Origin of the sequence: Afifella sp. IM 167, from assembly GCF_020144925.1 — a bacterium.
Lineage (GTDB): Bacteria > Pseudomonadota > Alphaproteobacteria > Rhizobiales > Afifellaceae > Afifella.
Map to the genome: position 1 here is coordinate 47,393 of NZ_NSLC01000004.1, position 18,645 is coordinate 66,037.

The 18,645-nt window shown below is 66.3% G+C and carries 19 protein-coding genes; 10 read left to right on the forward strand and 9 right to left on the reverse strand.

Going from position 1 to position 18,645, the window contains the following annotated elements:
* Positions 1-40 precede the first annotated feature (40 nt).
* Entirely contained in the window at positions 41-1,624 is a 1,584-nt protein-coding gene (locus tag CLD20_RS07710) for a helicase HerA-like domain-containing protein (RefSeq protein ID WP_224406037.1), read from the reverse strand.
* A 176-nt stretch (positions 1,625-1,800) separates the two neighbouring features.
* Between CLD20_RS07710 and CLD20_RS07715 the strand changes: the two genes are divergently transcribed.
* The 4 genes from CLD20_RS07715 (at position 1,801) to scpA (ending at position 6,391) form a co-directional block, all read left to right on the forward strand.
* Complete coding sequence (locus CLD20_RS07715) at positions 1,801-2,181, forward strand: DUF2267 domain-containing protein (RefSeq protein WP_224406038.1); 381 nt, start codon at positions 1,801-1,803, stop codon at positions 2,179-2,181.
* Positions 2,182-2,239: 58 nt separating this feature from the next.
* Positions 2,240-2,650 (forward strand): DUF4332 domain-containing protein, encoded by a 411-nt coding sequence (locus tag CLD20_RS07720; protein WP_224406039.1) that lies wholly within the window; start codon positions 2,240-2,242, stop codon positions 2,648-2,650.
* A 139-nt stretch (positions 2,651-2,789) separates the two neighbouring features.
* Complete coding sequence (locus CLD20_RS07725) at positions 2,790-4,229, forward strand: methylmalonyl-CoA mutase family protein (protein ID WP_224406040.1); 1,440 nt, start codon at positions 2,790-2,792, stop codon at positions 4,227-4,229.
* The gene (gene scpA / locus CLD20_RS07730; protein ID WP_224406041.1) at positions 4,226-6,391 is read left to right on the forward strand and encodes a methylmalonyl-CoA mutase; all 2,166 of its coding nucleotides are present in this window, start codon (positions 4,226-4,228) and stop codon (positions 6,389-6,391) included. The genes CLD20_RS07725 and scpA overlap by 4 nt, the downstream gene beginning before the upstream one ends.
* A gap of 130 nt (positions 6,392-6,521) precedes the next feature.
* On the opposite strand, the gene CLD20_RS07735 is transcribed toward scpA, so the two are convergent.
* On the reverse strand, positions 6,522-7,022 hold the full coding sequence (locus CLD20_RS07735) for a MarR family winged helix-turn-helix transcriptional regulator (RefSeq protein WP_224406042.1): 501 nt from the start codon (positions 7,020-7,022) through the stop codon (positions 6,522-6,524).
* Positions 7,023-7,066: 44 nt separating this feature from the next.
* On the opposite strand from CLD20_RS07735, the gene CLD20_RS07740 reads away from it, so the two are divergent.
* The 3 genes from CLD20_RS07740 to CLD20_RS07750 all read left to right on the forward strand — a co-directional run bounded on the left by CLD20_RS07740 (position 7,067) and on the right by CLD20_RS07750 (position 10,418).
* Complete coding sequence (locus CLD20_RS07740; RefSeq protein ID WP_224406043.1) at positions 7,067-8,578, forward strand: FAD-dependent oxidoreductase; 1,512 nt, start codon at positions 7,067-7,069, stop codon at positions 8,576-8,578.
* Positions 8,571-9,068 (forward strand): DUF4405 domain-containing protein, encoded by a 498-nt coding sequence (locus tag CLD20_RS07745; protein ID WP_224406044.1) that lies wholly within the window; start codon positions 8,571-8,573, stop codon positions 9,066-9,068. The genes CLD20_RS07740 and CLD20_RS07745 overlap by 8 nt, the downstream gene beginning before the upstream one ends.
* 189 nt (positions 9,069-9,257) lie before the next feature.
* Positions 9,258-10,418: a 5-methyltetrahydropteroyltriglutamate--homocysteine S-methyltransferase gene (locus CLD20_RS07750; protein ID WP_224406045.1), complete on the forward strand. Its 1,161-nt coding sequence runs from the start codon at positions 9,258-9,260 to the stop codon at positions 10,416-10,418.
* 81 nt (positions 10,419-10,499) lie between these two features.
* Here CLD20_RS07750 and CLD20_RS07755 read toward each other — a convergent pair whose 3' ends face one another.
* The 3 genes from CLD20_RS07755 to CLD20_RS07765 form a co-directional block, all read right to left on the reverse strand.
* On the reverse strand, positions 10,500-10,790 hold the full coding sequence (locus tag CLD20_RS07755; RefSeq protein WP_224406046.1) for a hypothetical protein: 291 nt from the start codon (positions 10,788-10,790) through the stop codon (positions 10,500-10,502).
* Between the two features lie 103 nt (positions 10,791-10,893).
* The gene (locus CLD20_RS07760) at positions 10,894-11,568 is read right to left on the reverse strand and encodes a hypothetical protein (RefSeq protein WP_224406047.1); all 675 of its coding nucleotides are present in this window, start codon (positions 11,566-11,568) and stop codon (positions 10,894-10,896) included.
* Positions 11,569-11,678: 110 nt separating this feature from the next.
* The gene (locus tag CLD20_RS07765; protein WP_224406048.1) at positions 11,679-12,386 is read right to left on the reverse strand and encodes a hypothetical protein; all 708 of its coding nucleotides are present in this window, start codon (positions 12,384-12,386) and stop codon (positions 11,679-11,681) included.
* A 300-nt stretch (positions 12,387-12,686) separates the two neighbouring features.
* Here CLD20_RS07765 and CLD20_RS07770 point away from each other — a divergent pair, with 300 nt between their 5' ends.
* From CLD20_RS07770 to CLD20_RS07780, 3 genes are all read left to right on the forward strand, one after another.
* Positions 12,687-13,013: a heavy metal-binding domain-containing protein gene (locus CLD20_RS07770; RefSeq protein WP_224406049.1), complete on the forward strand. Its 327-nt coding sequence runs from the start codon at positions 12,687-12,689 to the stop codon at positions 13,011-13,013.
* A 51-nt stretch (positions 13,014-13,064) separates the two neighbouring features.
* On the forward strand, positions 13,065-14,084 hold the full coding sequence (gene meaB / locus CLD20_RS07775; protein WP_224406050.1) for a methylmalonyl Co-A mutase-associated GTPase MeaB: 1,020 nt from the start codon (positions 13,065-13,067) through the stop codon (positions 14,082-14,084).
* Positions 14,085-14,156: 72 nt separating this feature from the next.
* A complete protein-coding gene (locus tag CLD20_RS07780) occupies positions 14,157-14,456 on the forward strand; it encodes a hypothetical protein (protein WP_224406051.1) in 300 nt (99 codons plus the stop codon).
* Here CLD20_RS07780 and CLD20_RS07785 read toward each other — a convergent pair.
* The 4 genes from CLD20_RS07785 to CLD20_RS07800 form a co-directional block, all read right to left on the reverse strand.
* Complete coding sequence (locus CLD20_RS07785) at positions 14,442-15,449, reverse strand: asparaginase (RefSeq protein ID WP_224406052.1); 1,008 nt, start codon at positions 15,447-15,449, stop codon at positions 14,442-14,444. The genes CLD20_RS07780 and CLD20_RS07785 overlap by 15 nt on opposite strands.
* 8 nt (positions 15,450-15,457) lie before the next feature.
* Positions 15,458-16,201: an SDR family NAD(P)-dependent oxidoreductase gene (locus CLD20_RS07790; RefSeq protein WP_224406053.1), complete on the reverse strand. Its 744-nt coding sequence runs from the start codon at positions 16,199-16,201 to the stop codon at positions 15,458-15,460.
* A gap of 141 nt (positions 16,202-16,342) precedes the next feature.
* Positions 16,343-17,755 carry an adenylate/guanylate cyclase domain-containing protein gene (locus CLD20_RS07795; RefSeq protein WP_224406054.1) on the reverse strand — a complete coding sequence of 471 codons (1,413 nt, stop codon included), beginning with the start codon at positions 17,753-17,755 and terminating at the stop codon, positions 16,343-16,345.
* The gene (locus CLD20_RS07800) at positions 17,752-18,645 is read right to left on the reverse strand and encodes an MBL fold metallo-hydrolase (protein ID WP_224406055.1); all 894 of its coding nucleotides are present in this window, start codon (positions 18,643-18,645) and stop codon (positions 17,752-17,754) included. Before CLD20_RS07800 ends, CLD20_RS07795 begins: the two co-directional genes overlap by 4 nt.

Consider the following 18,645-nt stretch of genomic DNA (forward strand, 5'->3'; position numbering starts at 1 on the left):
GGGGCCTCTCGGATTTGAACGACTAGGCTGACAGATCCCTTCACCTCCGCTTCACACCCCCCAGCATCCCCCTGACGAGCCGCCGCGAGATATCGGCCGCCACCGTGCGGGCGACCTGTTTCGCCGCCGTTTCCAGCACCCCCTGGCGGCGGCCGTTGCCGCCGAAAAGCCCGTCGAGCCAGCCGCCGCCTTCATCCGATGAGGAGCGGCGCGAGCGGGTGGAGCGGCTGGCGGCGCTTTCGGCTTTCTCGCGCGCCTCTTCTTCCGCCTCGGCTTCGGCGGCTTGCGCCTCCGCCGCGGCGCGCTGTTCGGCGCGTTCCTTCAGGATCTCGAAGGCCGATTCCCGGTCCACCGCCCTGTCGTACTGGCCGTAGACCGGGCTCGCCTCGATCAGCTTCTTGCGCTCCTCAGGCGTGATCGGGCCGAGCTGGCCCGACGGCGGGCGGATCAGCGTCCTTTCCACCATGGAGGGGATGCCCTTTTCGGCGAGCGTGGAGACCAGCGCCTCGCCGACGCCGAGATTGGTGATCGCCTCGGCCGCGTCGAATTCCGGGTTCGGCCGGAACGTCTCGGCGGCCGTCTTCACCGCCTTTGCCTCGCGCGGGGTATAGGCGCGGAGCGCATGCTGGACGCGGTTGCCGAGCTGGGCGAGGACGCCTTCGGGCACATCCAGCGGGTTCTGGGTGACGAAATAGACGCCCACCCCCTTGGAGCGGATGAGCTTGACGACCTGCTCGACCTTGTCGACCAGCGCCTTCGGGGCCTCGTCGAAGAGGAGATGCGCCTCGTCGAAGAAGAAGACGAGGCGCGGGCGGTCCGGATCGCCCACCTCCGGCAGCTCCTCGAAGAGCTCGGAAAGGAGCCAGAGGAGGAAGGTGGCGTACAGGCGCGGCGCCTGCATCAGCCTGTCGGCGGCCAGCACGGAGACGAGGCCGCGCCCGTCGCGGCTGGTGCGCATCAGGTCGCGTATGTCGAGCGCCGGCTCGCCGAAGAAATTCTCGCCCCCCTGCTGCTCCAGGACGAGGAGCTGGCGCTGGATGGCGCCGACGGAGGATTTGGAGACGTTGCCGTACTGGCCGGAGATTTCCTTGGAGCGCTCTGCGATGTTGGCCAGGAGCGACTGCAGGTCCTTCAGGTCGAGGAGGAGGAGGCCCTCCTCGTCGGCGATCTTGAAGGCGATGTTGAGGACGCCCTCCTGCACGTCGGTGAGGTCCATGAGGCGGGCAAGCAGCAGCGGGCCGATCTCGGAGACCGTGGTGCGGACGGGGTGGCCCTCAACGCCGAACAAGTCCCAGAAGATCGCGGGGCTCTCGCGGAATTCGTATTCCTCGGCAAAGCCGATCTTTTCGGCCCGGCCGGCGAGGAATTCCTTGCCTTCGGCCGAGCCCTTGAGGGCGATGCCGGAAAGATCGCCCTTGATATCGGCGGCGAAGACGGGAACGCCGGCGGCGGAAAAGCCCTCGGCAAGGATCTGCAGCGAGACGGTCTTGCCGGTGCCCGTCGCGCCGGTGACGAGGCCGTGGCGGTTGGCATAGCGCAGGGAGAGGTATTCGCCTTCCTTCAGGCTGTCGTCCGGCCTGCGGCTTGCGCCGAGAAAGATCTCCGCGTCCTTGAGTACGCCCACCTTGCCGCTTCCTCCCGTTTGTCCGGCCTCCCGGGGCCGCCCTTCGTGCCGGCAAAGCTTATCGCGGCGGCATCGCCGCCCGCAATCGCCAAGCCCTCGCCGGCAAAGAAGCCTTGCCGGGAGGCGCGCGGCTTTCTAGAGGGGCGGGAAAGGCATTCACCAGGAGCCCCCTTACGATGGAAGAACTCATCCGCCGCGTCGTCGACAAGGTCGGCACCGACGAGCCGACGGCGCGCGCGGCCGTCAAGGTCGTGTTTACCTTCCTGGCAAAGGAGGGGCCGGAAGAGGACGTGCGCGCCCTCGTCGCAGAAATGCCGGAGGTGGCGGAATACATCGACACGCCCGGCGACGACGACGCCGTCACGCTCGGCGGCCTCGGCGGTCTGATGGGCGGCGGGGTCATGGAGATTCTGGGCCAGCTGCAGGAGCTTGGGCTGGACCTCGCGCAGGTGCAGATGCTGGCGCAGGAGGTGATCCGTTTCGGCCGGGAACGCGCCGGCAAGGAGCGGCTCGATGCACTCATTGCGGGTATTCCGGGGCTGTCGCAGTTTGTCTGACGCTGGAAATCGGTCTTCGCTTGCGCCTTAATAGCGGTTTGCTGCGGAGAGAGACGGCATGCCGACATATTCCATCTGCGCCATGGAAAGTATCGGCCCGGCGTATCAGGAAAAACTGAAAAAAGTACGCGTGCGTACCGCAGCAAAGCTTCTGGAGAGGGCGCGCACACCGAAGGGGCGCCGGCAGCTGGCGCAGGATACCGGCATCTGCGAGGCGCTGATCCTGCGCTGGGCGAACATGGCGGATCTGATGCGCGTGCGCGGCGTCGCCGAGGAGTATTCGGAGCTCCTGGAAGCGGCCGGCGTCGATACGGTGAAGGAGCTGAAGCGGCGCAACGTCGCCAATCTGACGAAGCGCATGCAGGAGGTGAATGCCGAACGCTGCCTCGTGCGCCTGCTGCCGAGCGAAAAGCGCGTCGAGGCCTGGGTGCGCCAGGCCAAATCCCTGCCGCCGATGATGACCTACTAAGGCGGCGCCCCGCCCGGGCCTTCTTCTTAGCCCAAAGTCGCCCTTAGCCCAAAGTCTCTGCGGCACCGGCGCGCCGGGAGCGCGCGCAGCCTTGCCGCCCCAGCCCGCCGGAGAGTAAAGACGACGGCAGGGAGGCGCCATGACGAACGAAGCTGCCAGGAGCACCGCGCTCAATCCTTTCGCGCCGGCCTCGCCGGAAGCATGGCGGGCGCTCGCCGAGAAGGCGCTGAAGGGCGCCGATCTCGCCACCCTGCGGACCGTGACGCGCGACGGCATCGCCATCGAGCCGCTTTCGGCCCGCGCCGCGGGCGCCAGCGTTCTGGCGGACCGCTCCGGCGCCTGGAAGATCATGCAGCGGATCGAATATCCGGACCCGGCGGAGGCGAACCGACAGGCGCTCGCCGACCTCGCCGGCGGGGCGGACGGCCTCGTCCTCGTGCTCGATGGTGCCCCCTCGGCCGCCGGTTTCGGCCTGCCGGCGACGGCGGAGGCGCTGAAGGACGCGCTCGACGGCGTGGAGATCGAGGCGATCCGGCTCAGGCTGGAGCCGGGCGCGACCGGAGCGGCCTCCGGCAAGCTGCTGGCGGCGCTCATCGGCGAACGCGAACTCGCACCGGAAAGCCTCGACATTGCCTTCGGCATCGACCCGGTCGGCCATGCGGCGCGCTTCGGCGGCCGGCCCGACCTTTCGGGGATCGGCGAGGCCATCAAAGAGCTTTCAGGGGCGGGCTTTGCCGGCCCGTTCCTCGCCGCGGACGGGCGGGCCTATCACGCCGCAGGCGCCAGCGAGGCACAGGAGCTCGGCGCCGTCCTCGCCACCATCGCAGCGTATCTGCGCGCCCTCGATGCGGAGGGGATTGCTCCTGAGAGCGGGCTCGCCGGCATCTCCGTGACGCTCGCGGCCGGCCACGACCAGTTCCCGACGATCGCCAAGCTGCGCGCGATGCGCCTCCTCTTCCGGCGGCTCGCCGAGCTTTGCGGCGCATCCGGCACCAAGCTTCGCCTCCATGCCGAGACGGCGCGGCGGATGATGATGGCGGCCGACGCGCATACCAACCTGATCCGCACCACCATCGCGGCCTTCGCGGCGGCGGCGGGCGGCGCGGAGAGCATTGCGGTGCTGCCCTATTCGGCGGCGAACGGGCTCGCTGAGGCGCATGCGCGCCGGCTTGCCCGCAACATTCAGCATCTTCTGATGGCCGAATCCGGCGTCCACCATCTCGACGATCCGGCGGCGGGTTCGGGTGCCGTGGAGGCGCTCACCGACGCGCTTGCCGAAAAGGGCTGGGCGGGATTCCAGGCGATCGAGAAAGAAGGCGGCATCGCCGAAAGCCTCGCCTCCGGCGCGCTCGCAGAGCGGATTTCGGCCATGCGCGGTAAGATGCTCGCGCGGGTCACCTCCGGAGAGATGCCCTTCGTCGGGGCGACGCTCTATCCGAACCCGTCCGAGGCGGCGATCGCGGTCGCCGCGCCGGCGCGCTCCGAGGAAGAGGGAGGCCTTGCCCCGCTCGGCCCGGCCGACATCGCAGCGCAGAAGAAGCCCGCGGAGACCAAAGCCAGCGAGGGGGCGAACCGATGAGCCGCATTCCGGATTTTGCCGCCGAGCCCTGGAAGAAGCCCGCCGCAGACGATGCGCGCGCTGGCGAGGACGCCTTCACGACGCCGGAAGGCATAGCGCTCGAGCCCCGCCCCGGCGCCGAGGCGATCTCCGGTCTCGACTTTCTCGACACCTGGCCCGGCATCGCGCCCTATCTGCGCGGCCCCTACCCCACGATGTACGTGCAGAAGCCCTGGACGATCCGGCAATATGCCGGCTTTTCCACGGCCAAGGAATCGAACGCCTTCTACCGCCGCAATCTGGCGGCCGGCCAGAAAGGGCTCTCGGTCGCCTTCGACCTTGCCACGCATCGCGGCTACGACAGCGACCATCCGCGCGTCTCCGGCGATGTCGGCATGGCGGGGGTCGCCATCGATTCCATCCTCGACATGGAAGAGCTCTTCGCCGGCATTCCGCTCGGCGAGATGAGCGTCTCGATGACGATGAACGGTGCCGTGCTGCCGGTGATGGCGCTCTATATCGTGGCGGCGGAGGAACAGGGCGTCGCCCAGAAAGATCTTTCAGGAACGATCCAGAACGACATCCTGAAAGAGTTCATGGTGCGGAATACCTATATCTATCCGCCCGCGCCATCGCTCCGGATCATCTCCGACATCTTCGCCTATACGGCGGAGCACATGCCGCGCTTCAACTCCATCTCGATTTCCGGCTACCACATCCAGGAAGCCGGGGCGACGGCCGACCTTGAGCTCGCCTATACGCTCGCCGACGGCATCGAATATGTGCGCGCGGGCGTGAAAACCGGGCTCGACGTCGACAAGTTCGCGCCGCGGCTCTCCTTCTTCTTCGGCATCGGCATGAACTTCTACATGGAGGTGGCGAAGCTCAGGGCGGCGCGCCTTCTGTGGGCAAAACTCATCAAGGAGCATTTCGACCCGGCCGACGCCCGCTCGCTGTCGCTCAGAACCCATTGCCAAACCTCCGGCTGGTCTCTGACAGCGCAGGACGTCTTCAACAATGTCGGCCGCACGGCAATCGAGGCGATGGCGGCGACGCAGGGCGGCACGCAGAGCCTGCACACCAACTCGCTCGACGAGGCGCTGGCGCTGCCGACCGACTTTTCGGCCCGCATCGCCCGCAACACGCAGCTGGTGCTCTCGCTGGAGTCCGGTACGACGCGGATGATCGACCCCTGGGGCGGCTCCTTCGCCATGGAGAAGCTGACGGACGACCTCGCCCGCCGGGCGCTCGCCCATATCGAAGAGGTCGAGGAGCGCGGCGGCATGACCAAGGCCATCGAGGCCGGCCTGCCGAAGATGCGCATCGAGGAAGCCGCTGCAAAGACGCAGGCGCGGATCGATTCCGGCCGCCAGGCTGTCGTCGGCGTCAACATCTACCCCACCGAGGACGATCAGGAGATCGACGTCCTCAAGGTCGACATCGCCGCTGTCCGGGCCGAGCAGATCGACAAGCTGAAGCGGCTCCGGGCCGAACGCGATCCGGCAAAGCTGGAAGCGGCGCTTGCCGCGCTGACGAAGGCCGCCGAGAGCGGCGAGGGCAACCTCCTCGCCCTTTCCGTCGATGCCGCGCGCGCCAGGGCGACGGTCGGCGAGATTTCCGATGCGATGGAGAAGGCCTTCGGCCGCCATGTCGCCGAGATCAAGACGCTCGCGGGCGTCTACAAGCGGGAGGTCGGCACGATGAACCGCGCTCTGGAGAAGGCGCTCGAAATGAGCGCCGCCTTTGCCGAGGCCGACGGGCGGCGCCCGCGCATCCTCGTCGCCAAGATGGGCCAGGACGGCCACGACCGCGGCCAGAAGGTGATCGCCTCGGCCTTCGCCGATCTCGGCTTCGACGTCGATGTCGGCCCGCTCTTCTCTACCCCCGAGGAAGTCGCCCGCCAGGCCGTGGAGAACGACGTGCATGTCGTCGGCGTTTCCTCGCTCGCGGCAGGCCACCTCTCCCTCGTGCCGGCGCTGCGAAAAGCGCTCGACGCGGCCGGCGCCACCGACATCATGATCGTCGTCGGCGGGGTGATCCCGCCGCAGGATTACGAGGCGCTGAAGGAAGCCGGCGCGGCGGCGATCTTCCCGCCGGGGACGGTGATCGCCGAGGCGGCGACGAAACTCCTTGCCGAGCTTTCCGTGCAGCGCGGCTATCAGGGCCGCCAGGCGGCCGAGTAAGGCCTTTCGAAGCCTGAGCGGATTGCGGAGCTCCTGAGGACGACGCGGACGAGTGCGTCGGCTCTGACATAATCTTCCACGCAGGCGGGCAGCATGCTGACCTGTCCACGATCAGCTCCCTCCATACAAGTCATTTGGTGCCCTCCGACGAACCCGGAACGCCGGCGTTCATGTCGTCCGCGAACCTGCGAAGAAGGCGCACGAGGTCATCGATATCCTGCCGATCCCAACTGGCGAAAATTGCGCGCCCCATCCGTTCTCGCGCGCCGTCGACAAGGTCGATCATGGCCTTACCCTTCGGCGTGACGATCGCCTCGCGAACCCGGCGGTCGGCGGCGCTGCCGCGACGCTCGATCAGCCCAAGACTTTCCAGCTTCGCGACCTGACGGCTCACCGTGGTGTAGTCGCGGCCGACGCGATCGGCCATTTCCACCACGCCGATCGGCCCGAATCTCTCGATGCCCACCAGCAGCGGAAACAGGGCTCGGTCGAGAGAAATACCCGCCTCGCGAACCATTTCCTCATCGCGCTGCGGCCGGTTCATGACGCTGACGATGTCAATCAAGGCGCCGTGAAGCTGGCGAATCTGATCGCCAATATGTGTATTTTGCACTTTATTTCTTGACGCCATGTCGCCCCTCCTATTATGTGCATATTACACATATGGAGATGGAAATGACAGACAAATTTGCGGCAGATGTCCTTATCTGCGGCGCGGGAGCGGCTGGCCTGACACTCGCAATCGAACTAGCCCGCAGGGGTACCTCGTTCCGCCTGATCGAGAAGATGGACGGCCCGTTCCGCGGCTCTCGCGGCAAGGGCATCCAGCCGCGCACGCAGGAGGTTTTTGAGGATCTCGGGATCCTCGACCGGATTGTTTCGGTAGGAGGCGTCTACCCGCCGCAGCGAGAATATCGAGCGGATGGCAGCTTCATGGACTCGGACGTCGTGGAGCATGAAGACCCGACGCCTGCCGAGCCTTATCACTTGCCCCTTATGGTGCCGCAGTTCCTGACCGAAGGCGTGATGCGGGAGCGGCTTCTTGAACTCGGGCACCGCCCGGAATTCGGTTGCGAACTCGTCGGTTTCGAGCAGGACGCGGATGGCGTGACCGCGCGGCTGCGCACAAAGCACGGCGACGAGACCGCACGGGTGCGCTGGCTCGTCGGCGCCGATGGCGGGCGCAGCTTTGTCCGCCACGCGCTCGATATCGGCTTTCCCGGCAAGACGCTCGGCGTCCGCGCCATCGTTGCTGATGTCACATTGTCCGGGATCGACCGCGATGTCTGGCACCGTTTCGCTGAAGGTGACACGGAGCGCCAAATCTCGCTCTGCCCGCTCGCCGGAACCAACCTTTTCCAGATCCAGGGGCCGATTCCGATGGAAGGTGAGGTCGATCTGTCCGCCGATGGATTGACCGCCCTCGTGGCGGAACGCACAGGTCGCAACGACATCCGCATCCGCTCTGTTTCCTGGGCCTCAGCCTTCGCCATGAATGCCCGGCTGGCCGACCGTTATCGCATCGGCCGAGTGTTCCTCGTCGGCGATGCCGCGCATACGCATCCGCCGACCGGCGGACAAGGCCTCAATACCAGCGTCCAGGACGCCTATAACCTTGGCTGGAAGCTGGCGACGGTCGCTTCAGGCGCTGCCGACGCGCTGCTCGACAGCTATGAGGAAGAGCGCCGCCCGGTCGCAGCCGCCATGCTAGGTCTCTCCAGCAAGCTGCTCGAGGCCCACAAACGGGGTGAGATGCGGCGCGGACGGGAAGTGCATCAGCTCGACATCGGTTATCCAGAGTCCTCGCTTGCGCTGGAAAAGCCGACGCAACAGGGGCTGCTCGCAGGCGACCGCGCTCCCGACGCACCGGTCCTCGGCGCTGCCGGCCGGCAGACGCGGCTGTTCGAGCTGTTCAGAGGCTCCCATTGGACGCTCATCGGCTTTGACGTGGATCGCACCTGCGTGTCGCCAAGACCGGGATTGCATATCCACACATTCGGATCGCGGGGCGACATCCTCGACGCGAACGGACACTTCACTGCGGCCTACGCCCTGCCGCCGGGCCACTGGGTGTTGGTGCGGCCTGACGGCTATGTCGGCGCCATCGTCTCATTCGACAATCTCGATGCCCTCGAAGGCTATTTCGACGATACAGGCCTTCACGCGGAGCACGTGCACCATGGCTAGACCTCTCTCGCTGCGAACATGGTCGACGCCACTGACGATCGGCTCCTTCATCCTGATGTCGATCACTGGCGTCCTCATGTTTTTCGAATGGAACCCGGGCCTCACCACAGTGGTCCATCAATGGTTCTCATGGTTTTTCCTGCTCGGGGCCGGTGGGCACATCGCCGCCAACATTCGCCCGTTCAAGGCGCATCTCAGGTCGACCTGGGGCAAATCCAGCGTGACGGTGTTTGCGCTCATCGTGGCCGCATCCTTTTTCTCATGGGGGCTGATCACAGGACCTCAGCTGCAACGGCCCATCGAGGAAGCGTTGGTCGATGCCCCGCTGTTCGCCTTAGCGAGCACGATACGCACCGATCCCGATGCCCTGCTGCTGCGACTGAAGGCCAGCGGTATTCCCGCGACCAGTCAGCAATCCATTCGCGAACTCTCGGCTGCGCACAGCGTGGGCGAAAATGAGCTTCTCGGCATGGTGTACCTGCGGGATTAAGGCCGCGGCCAAGATAAAGCGAAGACGGCTCCTATGTCACCGGTCAGACAATCCACGTAAACGGGGGCATGCCGGTCAACGGCTGAGGCGGGAGATGCGCCTTTGCAACGACCATGCTGCGCTGCATCTTGCACGCCCGGGGCGGTAGCCGTACCAATTTACTTAACACGTTCATTGGGAGGAACGACAATGGCCGAAAATGCGGCTGCACGCGCCACGAGCGAACAGACGGCAAAGACCGGCGCGCCCTACCGCGCCGACCAGGTGGGAAGCCTTCTGCGTCCCGCCCGCGTCAAGGAAGCGCGCAAGAAGCACTATGAGGACAAGAGCCTTTCGGCCGAGGAGCTGAAGGAGGTCGAGGACGAGGAAATCGCCCGCGCCGTCCGCAGCCAGGAATCGATCGGCATGCCCGCCGTCACCGACGGCGAGTTCCGCCGCTCGTTCTGGCACTACGACTTCCTGGAAGGCCTCGACGGCATCGAGCTCTACCAGAAGGACGAGGGCATCTCCTTCCACGGCGCCAATCTGCGGCCCTACTACCCGGCCGTGACCGGCAAGGTGGACTTTTCGGGCCATCCGATGCTGGAGCACTTCACCTATCTCGCCGGCACCGCCAGGGCGCAGCCGAAGATCTCCATCCCCGCGCCGAGCGCGGCGCATTTCCGCACCAAGCCGGAAGACATCACTTTCCCGGCCTACAAGGACGACCTCGAGGCGCTCTTTTCCGACCTGACGGCGGCCTACAGGAAGGCTGTGCAGGCCTTCTACGACGCAGGCTGCCGCTACATCCAGCTCGACGAGGTGTTCATCGTCTATCTCTGCGACCCGAAGATCCGCGAGGACGTGAAGGCACGCGGGCTGGATCCCGACTGGCTCATCCGCCAGTACGCCAAGATGATCGACGGCGCCGTGTCGGGCCGGCCGGCCGACATGGTCTCGGCGATGCATCTTTGCCGTGGCAATTTCCGCTCCACCTGGGTGGCGGAGGGCGGCTACGACCCGGCCGCCGACATCCTCTTCAACGACATCGACATCGACATCTACTTCATGGAGTACGACAGCGAGCGCGCCGGCGGGCTCCAGCCCCTCTCCGCCCTGCCGAAGGGCAACAAGCGCGTCATGCCGGGCTTCATCACCACCAAGACGGGGGACCTTGAAGACATCGAGGTCATCAAGCGCCGCTTCGACGAGGCCGGCAAGTATGCCGATCTCGGCCAGCTCGGCATCGCCCCGCAATGCGGCTTCTCATCCACCGAGGAGGGCAACCTCCTCTCGGAGGACGACCAGTGGCGCAAGCTGGAGCTCGTCGTGAAGGTCGCCGAGAGCGTCTGGGGCGGCGTCGACCGGTAAAGGAACGGCGGAGCGGCGTACCGAGCGAGAACGAAGCGGGGGCCGAGGCCCCCGCCTCCCGTTCAGGCTCTCGCGACACGCTCACTGGCAGGCGACGTTGTGGTTCGCCGAGATCCAGGTCAGCGCATTGCGGTGCGCGCAACAGGCCACGCAATTGAGGTTGTTCAGAACCTCCGGCGGATTGTCGAGCGTGCACCGGCCGAGTTCGCCCGTCGGAATGCCGTTGCAGGCGGCGGCATCCTGCGCCTGCGCGAGCTTCAGGGCGTTCTCCACCACGCCGGTCGGCGCAGCCTTCTCCTCCGCATAGGTCGGCGCGGCGGCCGCGAGCAGCAGCGTCGCCGCCGCCAGGCCCGCAATAATATACTTTCTCATTTCCGCATCTCCTGTGTCCGCAAGCTTTTCTTGCGGGATATATTATACAGTAGAAGCATGTATTTGCAGAACTATTCATTCTCATACAGTAAATACGGACAATTCATGCAAAGATCATCTGACTCGGGATGACAAGTTTTTCCTGGAGCTTGTCTCCCGCAGCGACCAGTTCGTAATCGATGGTCGGGTCGACGACCCAGCCCTCGTCGATATCGAAGGTGATCGTGGTCTCGCCCGCCGGCAGATCGAGGATGATTCCAGCGCCGAACGACTGCTCGATGATCGTGCCGATATCGAACTGCTGCGAAGCGAACATGAAGAACACCTTGTCGGTCGGGGTGATGACCACGAGGCCGCCGACGGTGATGTGGAAGGCGCAGTAATTTCCGCCGACATCGGGCGCGCCGATGATCCCGCAGGTGTAGGCAGAACTGCTGGAATTCTTGATCTGGAAGCGGCCCTCCAGATCGCCGCTCTCCGCTTTCAGAACGCCCGGCTCGGAGATGACGGCCATCTGCGATGGCGCGATCACGACACTCCCCTGCGGACGGACGGTCTCGTAGGGCGTGAGCGGATCGGTCGAGATATACGCCGCGTAGGTGGAATCCCAGGTGAGGTAGTTCGCCGTCAGAAGGCTCTTGTTGCTGTACCAGACGGCCGGTTCGCCGGTGCGGTCGGCCGAGGTGACGGCGCGCAGGGCGTAGAGCCGCGCGCCCTGGTTTTTCAGCTGGGTCAGCGTGTCGGCATCGAGGTCGATGATCACGGTTCGCGAGACCATTGCGGAGCGTACCTGGCTCTGGGTGCATGGGGACCGCAAGGGCGGCAGACAGAGAGCGGCAGTCGAAAGGAAGGGACCTTGCGGCCCCTTCCTCGCGCGCCGAGGCCGGATCAGGCCGCGGCCACCAGCCGCCTCGCAGCCCGGCTCGAGCTGACCTGGGGCAGGATCAGCAGGGGCTGCAGCGGGCTGTTCGCCGGGATCTTCGTCATCCAGGTCGCGGTGCCCGCGTCCCATCCCTTGTTGATGTCGAAGTCGAGGGAGCGAGAGCCCACGCCGGTGAGATCGATCAGAGCGCCCTGGGCGAAGGCCTGGGCGATCACCGTCGCCGTCTTCACCGGCTTGGTCGCGAACATGAGAAGCACGGTCTCGATCGGCACGATCAGGTCGAGGCCGTTGCCGTAGAGCGGGAAGGCGCAGAGCGAGGTGTAGTCGCCACTCGGGTTCTCCTGCGACAGGCCGCAGGAATAGGGCGTGGAGGAATTGTTCATGATCGACACCGCGCCTTCCGTGCCATCGCCGCTGACGGAGACGTTGCCGACGTTGTCGACGTTCAGCGTCTGGCCGAGATCGATGTCGGACTTGGCCGAAGCGTGGATGACGACGTTGGATTCGATCTCGTCGTTGGAGATGTAGGCCTGATAGTCCTCTTCCCAGCTGAGGGTGGTCTCGTTCAGGAAGTTCTGGCTGGAGAACCAGACGGTCGGCATGCCCGATGCCTGTCCGCGGACGGCCTTGAAGCCGTAGAGATAGTAATTCGACTCCTTCAGGGCCTGGACTGTCTCGTTGTCCATCCCGACCGTAATAGAATAACTCGCCATTTCAGCCTCCTTTGAGCGCACGTCTCGCCTGAGGCCACCGCGCCCCCCGAGACGGCAACTTGAATGCTAGATATACAACTTCTACTAGTCAACAGTCGTTTATGTATATCTTAAGTCGAGCGTTGTATTCACTTTCTTTGAATAAATGTTTGTCAGTTATCGATGGTATTTTGACTGTCTTCCTGTTCCATTTTGAGCATTCCGCCGCGTAGCGGCCGCTTCCTGTGAAGGGCGGGCGGGCACCGCTTCTCAAGCACGGCGCGCTCGGGCAGATTGCGGCCATCAAAGGAGAGGCCGCGTATGCTCAGCACCACCACCCCGACCCTCGAAGGGCGCGTCATCCGGGAATATTTCGGCGTCGTCACCGGCGAGGCGATCCTCGGCACCAACATCTTCCGGGATTTCTTCGCCGGCATCCGCGACATCGTCGGCGGGCGTGCCGGCGCCTACGAGAAGTCGCTGCGCGAGGCGCGCGACACGGCGCTTGCCGAGATGCAGGCGGAGGCGCGTGCGCTCGGCGCCAATGCGGTCGTCGGCGTCGACATCGACTATGAGTCGATCTCCATCGGCGAGCGCGGCGGCATGCTGATGGTGTCGGCTTCCGGCACGGCCGTCTTCGTCCAGTAGCGGCTCGCAGCGGGGATTTGGTGGAGTAAGCCCCGCATCCCGCCCGGCGGCATGGACCGCGCGGGCCCCGCCCGCTACCACACCGGCATGGGCGGGAGCGCATCACCGATCGATGAACTGGCAAGGGCCGTCCGGGCCGGCGAGCGCCGGGCGCTCGGGCGCGCCATCACGCTGGTGGAATCGCGCCGGGAGGACCACCGCGCCGAGGCGGCCGAGCTGATGGAACAGCTCCGCCCCTTCACCGGCACCGCCGTGCGGATCGGCATGACCGGCGCGCCGGGCGCCGGCAAGTCGACGATGATCGACACCTTCGGCTCCAACCTCACCGCCGCCGGCCACAACGTGGCGGTCCTTGCCGTCGACCCGACCTCGACGCGCACGGGCGGCTCCATCCTCGGCGACAAGACGCGGATGGGCCGGCTGGCGCAGGACGAAAACGCCTTCATCCGCCCCTCCCCCACCGGCGGCACACTCGGCGGCGTCGCCGCCAGGACGCGCGAGGCGATGCTGGTGCTGGAGGCGGCGGGCTTCGACGTGGTCATCGTCGAGACGGTCGGGGTCGGCCAGTCGGAGACGGCCGTCTCCGACATGGTCGACGTCTTCGTGGCGCTCACCCTGCCCGGCTCGGGCGACGAACTGCAGGGGCTGAAGAAGGGCGTCCTCGAACTCGCCGACATCCTGTGCGTCAACAAGGCGGAAGGCGACAATCTGAGACGCGCGGAGGATGCGGCGGCGGATCTGCGCGCGGCGCTGCGCATCCTCTCCTCCGAGCGCGACGGCTGGGCGGTGCCGGTTCTCCTGACGGCCGGGCTCAGCAATACCGGTCTCGATGCGCTCTGGGCCGCGATCGGTGAGTTTCGCAAGGCCGCCGAGAAGGCCGGCACGCTGGCGGCGCGGCGCCGGCGCCAGGCGGTGATCTGGTTTCGCGCCATCCTGCAGGAACGGCTTTCCGAGCGGCTCTTCCACGGGCCGGCCGAGGAACGCATCAAGGCGCTTGAGAGCGCCGTGGAAAGCGGCGAGACGAGCGCCACAGCGGCGGCCGAAGAGGCGCTTGCCGCAGCGCTCGGCTGAGGACGGCGCGCTCCCCCCCACCGCGGATTTTCACTCCACTTTGCCTGTGTATATTAACTTTGTCTTAACCCAATGCGCGCCAAGCGCGCGCCGATCGGGCAGGGTCCGGCGATGCACCGCTCCAATTTCCTGCGCCGTTTTTCAATTCTCGCCGTCGCCGCGCTGCCGGCCCTGCTGTTGCCCGCGTGTCAGGAAGAGAGTTCGATGGGCCTGCGCGGCACGATCGACGCCTCGCATGAAGGCGTGCATCCGGGCATAGAGCGCCCGAGAAGCCCGATCTTCCGCGAAGCGCTCGTTTGGCCCGCGCATCATGGCGGGCGCACGCTGACCCGCGCACGGAACCTGCCAGGCAAAAGCTCAGCCCAGGGCTGAAAAGGCCTCAGCCACGGCCCGCACCTCGCCGACGGCAATCTCGCGGCGATTGACGAGCTTCGACGGCCTCCAGGGCGAGACACCCTGAGCGCATTCGGGCACCAGGCGGGCGAGGATTTCCGCCATCGCCGCCTCCGAGCCACGCGTCGCCCCGTCGTCGATCTTGAGCGCGATACCGAGCCCCGTTTCGGGCAGGCTCGCGCAGAAGACACCCTCCGCGCCGGTCTTCACCAGCCCGCGGCGGCCGAGGGCGGCCATGGCGGTGGTGCAGAAGCGCCCGCTGCCGGCCACAAGGAACGGGTATTCCACCGCCGCCTCGAAGATCTTCCTGGCCGCCGCGGCGCGCCCGGCGGCCAGACCCTCTCCCGTGCCGAAGCGGGCAAAGCCGAGGGCGAGAGATTTCAGCGGCACCGCAAAGGTCGGGATGGAGCAGCCATCGATGCCGCAGGTCGCGCTTTCATGCGCGGCGCCCGTCACATCCTCCAGCGCGGCGCGCACGAGGCGCTGCACGGGACGGGCCGCCTCCACATAGCCGGCGGGATCGAAGCCGGAATGCATGGCGACGGCCAGCATACCGGCGTGCTTGCCCGAGCAGTTGTTGTGGATCTGGCCGGGCTTCCTGCCCCGGCGCATCATCGCCTCGCTGGTCGGCTCATGGCTCGGCCATTGCGCCCCACAAAGAAGGGCCCCTTCCGACAGTCCGGCACGTTCCAGCATCGCCTTGGCGAGCGCGGTATGGGCGGGCTCGCCGCCATGCGAGGCCTGGGCGAGGGCCAGCTCGGCCGGACCGAAACCGAAAGCGGCGGCGGCTCCCGTCTCCACCAGCGGCAGGGCCTGGATCGCCTTCACCGCCGAGCGCGGAAAGACGGGCCTTTCGATATCGCCGGCACTTGCACGCAACTTTCCCTGCGCATCGATCACCACGAAGGCGCCACGGTGAAAGCTCTCCACCACGGCACCGCGGGTTACCTCGGCAAGTACGGGATTGGCCATGATGCGGATCAGTCGGGACGCAGGACGCCGGCGGCCATGAAGCCGCCATCGACGCAAAGCGTGTGACCGTTGATGTAGCTGCCGGCGTCCGACAGGAGGAAATGGATGGCGGCCGCGACCTCCTCCGGATCGCCATAGCGGCGCTGGGGGATGCGCTCGCGCCAGATGCGGCGGGCCTCGGCGCTGTGCAGTTCGCGCACGAGCGGCGTGTCTATCGGACCCGGCGCCACAGCGTTGACGCGAATGCCGCGCGGCCCGAGCTCGGCGGCCATCACCTCGGTCATGGTGATCAGGCCGCCCTTGGATGCGCCGTAGGCGACGCGGCCGGCATTGCCGCGCATGCCGGAGACGGAGGCGACGTTCACCACCGCGCCGCCATCCGACATGCGCAGCACGGCCGCCTTGGCCGCGATGAAGGCACCCGTGAGGTTGATCTCCAGAACCTGGCGGAAGAGCTCGGCATCCGTCTCCTCGAAGGGCACGTCCCGGGCAATGCCGGCGGAATTGACGAGGCCGAATGGCGGGCCGAAAGCCTCCTCGGCCTCGTCCAGCGCCTCCTCGACCGCTTCCTCATCGGTGATATCCGTCTCCACCAGAAGCGCGTCGCCGCCGCGAAGCTCGCCGTCGGCGGCCGCCAGGGCATCGCGGCTCACATCGAGCACACTCACCTGCCAGCCGCAGCCGGTGAGAAGCTTCGCCGTGGCAAGGCCGATTCCGGAGGCCCCACCGGCGATGATCACGTGCCCGCTCATCCGCGGGCCGGGCCGCGCCTGACGGCGGCCTCTTCGCCGACCTTCCGGTACGTCACACTGCCCTCCCCCGCAGATTCCCTGCCGAAAGCGTATGCCGGGCTGCAGCGCCCGACAAGCGCCGCAGGCAAGAGGCCCAAGCTCTCAGGTGGAACGGCTCGGCCGCTTGACGACAAGCGCGGGGTCTTTGGCGGACTCCGTCTTCGCGGCAGGAGGCGGCAGGGGAGCGGTTTTCGCCGGGGCCAGAATGACGAGATCGACGGGCTCCGCGATGCCCTCGACCGCGCAGAGCCCGGGCATCTCGATGCTGCCTGGCGGGGTGAAGCCCTGCTCGCGCGCGATCTCCAGCATCGCCCTTGTCGTGAGCGCCGCCGTGCCCTGCGCACGGTTTGCGTCCTCCAGCTTCGCGGCAAGGTTGACCGGCGGGCCGATCACCGTGTGCTCCAGCCGCTCCTTGCCGCCGACGACGCCGACGACGGCCGGACCGCAGGCGGCGGCGCAGCCCACCAGCAGCGGGGCGCGCCCACGCCCGGAGCCCATCTCCCCGTCCAGCACTTCGGCCGCGGCAAGCGCGGCGTAGCAGGCGCCGAGCGCGTCGGCGGCGTAGCTTTCGCTCGGCTTCACCGCGCCGAAGGTGACGAGAATGCCATCGCCGAGAAACTTGTCGATATGGCCGTTGAAGCGCTGGATCGCATCGGCCATCAGCGTCTGGTAGCGGGTCAGGAGATCCATCACGTCGTCCGGATCGAGCTCGCGCGCGATCTGGGTAAAGCGGCGGATGTCGATGAAGACGGCGGCGACGTCGCGCGTGGCGCCCGTGCCGGGCATCAGATCGTCGGGATCCTGGCTGCCCACCGTCTCGGCGACCTCCGGGGCGAAAAAGCGGGAGAGATTGCCGACCGTCGCGTGATCGCGCACCGCGGTGACGAGAAGCTGACGCGAGCGCACCAGCGCGAAGGCGAGAAGGAAGGTCGTCGCGGCGATGACGATGACCTTGTCGAGCTCGGCGCCGATGAGAACCCGGTTGCCGCTCGAATACTCGACATAGTTGCGGGTGATGCCGACGAAACGATCGTCGAAGAAGATGGCGAAACCGGCAAGCGACAGCCAGGCGCATACGGCGAGCGCACCCGTCAGGATGAGGAGCGTCGGGTCGAAGCGGAGCGCGCGCAGCGCGATGAAGAGGAAGAAATAGAGCACCGTCGGCGCCTTCAGGTAGAAGGCGGCCGGCTCGTCATACTGGATGTGGTAGGAAAAGATGATCGCCGTCAAAAGCGCCACGTCGATCACGATCGAGACGACGAGGAGCGGGGCGAAGAGCTTGCGCCTGTAGGCGAGAATGAGGCGCAGCATGGTGAAGATGGCATAGCCCGCCAGCGCATAGGGCACGAAATTGAAGCCGGCCGTGCCTTCGGCGCGCGGCAGGAGAAGGTAGGCGGAGCCGAAGAAGGTGATGAGGGCAAGCTGCGCCCAGCCGATGCGGATCTCGGCCTTCTCGTCGAGTTCGTCGATCTGCCGTTGAAGGCTTTGCGGCAGTGCCTGCCTGACCCGGCTCATCGGCCGCCGACCGGCGCCTCCCTGGCCTCCATCGGGCGGGCGAGCATTCGCGCGGCGGCATCGGCCTCCAGGAGCATGCCCTCACGCGCCACTTCCGCCGCCGGGAAAAGCGTTTGGATCTCTTCCCGGAGCCGGTCGAATTCGTCGTCGGAGCGTTCGGGATGATGGTGGAACATGACCGGCTGGGCGATGCCGGCCCTGCGGGAAAGGCTGAGCGCCTCTTGCCAGGTGGAATGACCCCAGCCCACATGGCTGCGGTATTCGGCGTCCGTGTAGGTAGCGTCATAGACCATGATGTCGGCCCCCTCCACGAAACGCTCCACGGCGTCGTCGGTGCCGCGCTCGCCATGCTCGTGGTCGGTGATGATGACGATGGAGCGGCCCTTGAAGTCGAAGCGGTAGCCGAGCGCCCCGCCGGGATGGTTGAGGCATTCGGTCGTGACGGAAAGGCCGTTGGGAAACCGCAGTGCCTCGCCGATTTTCAGGTCATGGAAGGCGCATTCCTTGAACACCACCGGCTGCACCGGAAAAAGGACCGGGTCCATGAGCCTTTCGAAGATGTCCTGCAGCTTGATGTCGGCGAGAAGGTGCCCGGCCATGAAGCGCACCTGGAAGTCCGGCTTGTAGGCCGGAGCAAAGAAGGGCAGGCCGCAGATGTGGTCGAGATGCGTGTGGGTGAAGAGCACCGTCACGCATTTGCGGCCGGAGGCCAGCATCGCCTTGCCGAGATCGTGCACGCCGCTGCCGCAATCGACGACGACGCATTCATCGCCGGCGCGGATCTCCATGCAGGAGGTGTTGCCGCCATAGCGCACCGTTTTCGGGCCCGGCACCACATAGGAGCCGCGAACCCCCCAGAATCGGATGGAAAGGCCTGAGGATCCGCTCAT